This window comes from Shewanella sp. MF05956, from assembly GCF_059758055.1.
Map to the genome: position 1 here is coordinate 1 of NZ_JCAYNV010000036.1, position 5,201 is coordinate 5,201.

The 5,201-nt window shown below is 41.1% G+C and carries 4 protein-coding genes and 4 tRNA genes; 1 reads left to right on the forward strand and 7 read right to left on the reverse strand.

From position 1 onward, the window contains the following. The 5 genes from AC19MX_RS20910 to AC19MX_RS20930 form a co-directional block, all read right to left on the reverse strand. On the reverse strand, window positions 1–727 hold a 727-nt coding region (locus AC19MX_RS20910; RefSeq protein WP_498299761.1), incomplete at its 3' end, for an elongation factor Tu. A 109-nt stretch (window positions 728–836) separates the two neighbouring features. After that, window positions 837–912, reverse strand: a tRNA-Thr gene (locus tag AC19MX_RS20915). Window positions 913–922: 10 nt separating this feature from the next. Beyond that, window positions 923–996, reverse strand: a tRNA-Gly gene (locus AC19MX_RS20920). Between the two features lie 35 nt (window positions 997–1,031). Next, window positions 1,032–1,116, reverse strand: a tRNA-Tyr gene (locus AC19MX_RS20925). An 8-nt stretch (window positions 1,117–1,124) separates the two neighbouring features. Next, a tRNA-Thr gene (locus AC19MX_RS20930) sits at window positions 1,125–1,200 on the reverse strand. 222 nt (window positions 1,201–1,422) lie between these two features. Here AC19MX_RS20930 and coaA point away from each other — a divergent pair. Further along, the gene (coaA, locus tag AC19MX_RS20935; protein ID WP_432406050.1) at window positions 1,423–2,373 is read left to right on the forward strand and encodes a type I pantothenate kinase; all 951 of its coding nucleotides are present in this window, start codon (window positions 1,423–1,425) and stop codon (window positions 2,371–2,373) included. A gap of 42 nt (window positions 2,374–2,415) precedes the next feature. On the opposite strand, the gene birA is transcribed toward coaA, so the two are convergent. Together birA and murB are read right to left on the reverse strand one after the other, a co-directional pair. Beyond that, window positions 2,416–3,375, reverse strand: a complete 960-nt coding sequence (birA, locus tag AC19MX_RS20940) for a bifunctional biotin--[acetyl-CoA-carboxylase] ligase/biotin operon repressor BirA (protein ID WP_498299762.1) — start codon at window positions 3,373–3,375, stop codon at window positions 2,416–2,418. Further along, the gene (gene murB / locus AC19MX_RS20945; RefSeq protein ID WP_498299763.1) at window positions 3,368–4,387 is read right to left on the reverse strand and encodes a UDP-N-acetylmuramate dehydrogenase; all 1,020 of its coding nucleotides are present in this window, start codon (window positions 4,385–4,387) and stop codon (window positions 3,368–3,370) included. The genes birA and murB overlap by 8 nt, the downstream gene beginning before the upstream one ends. Window positions 4,388–5,201: the final 814 nt, after the last annotated feature.

Genomic DNA, 5,201 nt, shown 5'->3' on the forward strand with positions numbered 1-5,201 from the left:
CTTCGTCAGATACACGTACAATACCACGCTCAACACGACCAGTTACCACTGTACCACGACCTGAAATCGAGAATACGTCTTCGATTGGTAGTAGGAATGGCTTATCGATATCACGCTCTGGCTCTGGAATATAAGAGTCTAACGCTTCAGCTAACTCAAGAATTTTACCTTCCCATGCTGCATCGCCTTCTAACGCTTTTAATGCAGAACCTTGGATAACTGGTAAGTCATCACCTGGGAAATCGTATTCTGAAAGAAGTTCACGAACTTCCATCTCTACTAATTCTAGTAATTCTTCGTCATCTACCATGTCACATTTGTTCATGAATACAATGATGAAAGGTACACCTACCTGACGTGAAAGTAGAATGTGCTCACGAGTCTGTGGCATTGGGCCATCAGTCGCTGCTACTACTAAAATCGCGCCGTCCATCTGTGCAGCACCAGTAATCATGTTTTTAACATAATCGGCGTGACCTGGACAATCAACGTGCGCGTAGTGACGTGCTGGTGTGTCATATTCGATGTGAGAAGTATTAATGGTAATACCGCGCTCACGCTCTTCTGGAGCGTTATCGATTTGTGCGAAGTTACGAACTTCACCACCATAAGTCTTAGACAACACAGCTGAAATAGCTGCTGTAAGAGTTGTTTTACCATGGTCAACGTGACCGATGGTGCCTACGTTTACGTGGGGCTTTTTACGTTCAAATTTAGCTTTTGCCATGGTATCGCCTCAATCCAATAGTTTGGTGATGAAAAAACACATATAGTAAAAATCCGATGCATTAATATGACATCGAATCGATTATCGTTAAGGAGTTAGTATGACAGGCTGGTGCTGATAGGCAGATTCGAACTGCCGACCTCACCCTTACCAAGGGTGCGCTCTACCAACTGAGCCATATCAGCAATCAAATTTTGGAGCGGATGGCGGGAATCGAACCCGCGTTATCAGCTTGGAAGGCTGGAGTAATACCATTATACGACATCCGCGCAACCTAACATAGGCTACCTAACTACCTAGAAAATGGTGGAGGGAGAAGGATTCGAACCTTCGAAGGCTGAGCCGTCAGATTTACAGTCTGATCCCTTTGGCCACTCGGGAACCCCTCCAGAGAAAATGGTGCCGGCACCAAGAGTCGAACTCGGGACCTACTGATTACAAGTCAGTTGCTCTACCAACTGAGCTATGCCGGCGTGTCATTTCGGGTTCGGATATTAGGTAAATGTGCTCAGGAGTGCAATAGATAAATGCGAAAAAACTTAAAAAAAGTTTCAAATGTCGCTTTTTTGCTCTCCTTTTTGAAATAAAGGGCAATTTCTAGGCGAATATAATCCACATGACCAGAAATCAATATCAAAGTATTGTCGCCTATTATTCGATAGTGTAATGTGCCTGACCAACCTAGAGGAATGGTTATGACTTCAATAAACTCAATACAAGATGCACTATACTTTGCTTTTCAGCGCGAGCATTGGGCTGAATTACGTAAATCAGTGCCACTCACATTGAGCCAAACAGAACTCGAAAACCTTCGTGGTATGAATGAGAAGCTATCACTCGATGAAGTCACTGACATTTATTTGCCTCTAAGCCGGTTATTAAATCTTTTTGTCGGCTCAAAACAACAACGCGGCCTAGTCCTGGGTAAATTCCTCGAACAAAAAAACTCTCCTAGCCCTTATATCATTAGTATTGCTGGCAGCGTTGCGGTTGGTAAAAGCACTACTGCCCGAATTTTACAAACGTTATTACAACGTTGGCCCGAGCATCCTAAAGTAGACCTGATTACTACTGATGGCTTTTTATACCCGCTTGCCGATCTTAAACGTAAAGGTTTATTGCAACGTAAAGGCTTTCCTGAGAGCTACGACATGAAAATGTTAGTTGAATTTATCTCTGCAGTTAAAGCGGGTAACAAAGAAGTGTTGGCACCGTTATATTCACATGTCACTTACGATAGATGCCACGACGAACATCAAGCAATCCGTCAACCTGACATTTTAATCCTAGAAGGCCTTAATGTTTTACAAACAGGACTCGACACGCCTATCGATACAAGGCGTCCGTTTGTCTCTGACTTTGTTGATTTTTCTATTTATGTCGATGCCGAAGAAACATTATTAAAACAATGGTATAAGCAGAGGTTTTTGCAGTTTAGGAAAGGAGCATTTAGTGATCCAGATTCATTTTTTCATCACTACTCTTCACTTAGTGACGATGAAGCTAATGCGGTTGCAGCTAATATTTGGGACACCATTAATGGTCCAAACTTACAACTCAATATTCAACCGACCAGAGAAAGAGCACACCTTATTTTACAAAAAGGCCAAAACCACTTAATGAATAAAGTGTTATTACGAAAATAAACACTATTAAAAGTCTAGTTAATAGGCTTCTATTTATTATTTTTAGCTCGCTCTTAAGCTTATCTCGCCACCCACAAATGCGAGTGTTCCTTGATCATTTTCTAATAAAATCGCGCCTTGTTTATCGATACCACGACAAGTACCCGTTACGCTATTAGGCGCCATTAATAACGTTACCTCGCGGTTAATAAATAAATCATTGTCATTCCAGCGCTGTAGGAATGCATCTAAACCCTGCTGTTCGAATAATAATAAATCACGTTTGAGTTGTTGATGTAATTTAACAACTAGCGTCGTTTTATCTGGCATATTGTCCATGGCAGACAAATCACTCCAAGGTTGGTCAATTAATACACCCTGCTCCACAGACATACTCATATTAATCCCAAAACCTATGATTAATTCAGTCTGTGTATCTGAGTGATGGTTCAACTCAATGAGAATACCGGCTAACTTTTTGTGTTCCAGATAAATGTCATTAGGCCATTTAACACCTAAGCCTTCTACACCTAATTCCTGCAGGGTTTTAACGATTGAACATCCTACAACTAAGCTTAACCCGCTAGCATATGTGATATCCAGATTTAACCGCCAAAACAAAGATGCATACATATGATGGCCATATGGCGATAACCACTGACGACCACGACGTCCACGCCCCGCAGATTGATACTCAGCAACACAAATATCGCCAGACTCAAGTTCCGAAGCATGGTTTAACATGAAAGCATTTGTGCTGTTAGTTTCATCAAAATAAAAACATCGATTATCAATGTTATTAATCAACTCACTCTCATTTATGAGTGATATTGCGTTGGCTAATTTGTATCCTTTACCTTTAACGCTATAAATTTCGAGCCCATAATCTTTTAGCGCATCAATATGTTGGTTTATTGCTGCACGAGTCAGCGCTAGTTTTTGAGCTATAGCTTCACCAGATACAAAACCCTTATGGCTTAAACAAGCTAATATCTGTCTTTTACGTAACCAGTGATCATTCATTGATTTCAATCTCCCCGTCAGGCCCCATAATTCTCGGTTCGGCCTGTAACGTTACTGTAAACTTATTAAATACAACTTCAATAATATGACGTGCTAACAGGCATACTTGTTCGCCAGTTGCCTGTCCCACGTTAACCAACACCAACGCCTGATCCTGATGTACTGCGGCGCCACCAACTCGGGTGCCTTTCAGCCCAGCTTGTTCAATAAGCCAGCCTGCGGCTAGTTTGTATAGCCCATCGACTTGCTCATAAGCAACCATAGTTGGAAATTGATCCTTGAGCTCAATAAACTTACTTGCCTCAACAATTGGGTTTTTAAAGAAACTGCCAACATTGCCTAATACTTTAGGGTCAGGCAGTTTAGATTGACGAACTTGACATACACAATCAAAAATTTGTTTTGCCGTGACGGTTAAAGGATCCATATGTTGTAGCGGACCATAATCCAACACTGGTTGCCATTGCTTAGGTAACTTCAATGTCACTTCAGTGACAACAACTAGATTTTTTAATTCCTGCTTAAAAATAGACTCACGATAACTAAAATGGCATTGCTGATTACTGAACACTTGTAGCTCGTTTGTATCTAATCGTAAAAATTCTATCTCATGGCAAAAACGATTAAATTCTACGCCATAAGCACCAATATTTTGTATCGGTGCAGCACCTACGGTCCCCGGAATAAGTGCCATATTTTCAAGGCCATTAATCTGATTAGCTAAACAAAACTCAACTATCTCATGCCAATTTTCACCCGCTTGCACACTCACGTAATAATAGTCAGTGTCCGTTGTCACTTTAATACCTTTAGTGGCAATATTAACGACTGTACCTTGGTAGTCACTAGTAAATACCAAATTACTGCCCCCCCCAACAATAAGCATGGGCATCTGCTTTAAATATAAATGGGCACAGGTATCTATAAGATCGACTTTCGAAGACACTCTAACTAGAGATGAACAATACTGTTGAAGGCCAAAAGTATTCAACTGAGCTAAAGAAGTAGGCATAAAATAATCTATCAAAGAGTAATGTCATATTGTAACAGGGAAAATTAATTTGATTAGTGAGTTTCTATTTAAAACTTAATACACTTGTTAACATTGGTTTGGCTTGGATATACTTGGGCTGAGCAAGGGCTCGTTCACTGACAGTCGGACAACAGCAATTCGAATATTCCCGTCTATTTGGTACAGGTTGTCTGTAAAGGTCAATTTAAACCGCCGAAACCTCAATTAATCTTACATAAACAAAGATGAAATTTCAGTCCCTCACTTGCAACAAATCTCAACGGCAACACTAAGCGGACGGTATGCTGTAGTGGTTATGGATGCTACGTGTTAGCACACGAATGACATTGCAGATGATTTGGAGGATCACGAGGCAATAGACGTCTGTAGTGAAGCATGGAATACATTCATTAAAGATAAGGAGTGCATCAAAAGGGTATGTCATCGTCAAGTGGCAACAGTGATCACTGAATTATAAGGAATAGTATGAGTTGCATATAAGCCGCACTGCTATCATGCCTCTTTCTCTGACCATATTGATAAACTGCAGACGTAAAAAATCCCGTTGCGTTAGCAACTGGCTTTCACTTCTTTTTCGAGCCTCTCTTTTCAGAAAAATTAGCGCCAGGAAATGACCTATTCTGGCATGAGCATATCGGCCACACTGCTATCATGCTTCTTTCTCTGACCATATTGACTAAACTGCAGACGCAAAAAAGCCCGTTGCGTTAGCAACGGGCTTATCACTACTCTTTCGAGTAAATTAGGCGCCTGGAAATGACCTACTCTCGCATGGGGAGACCCCACACTACCA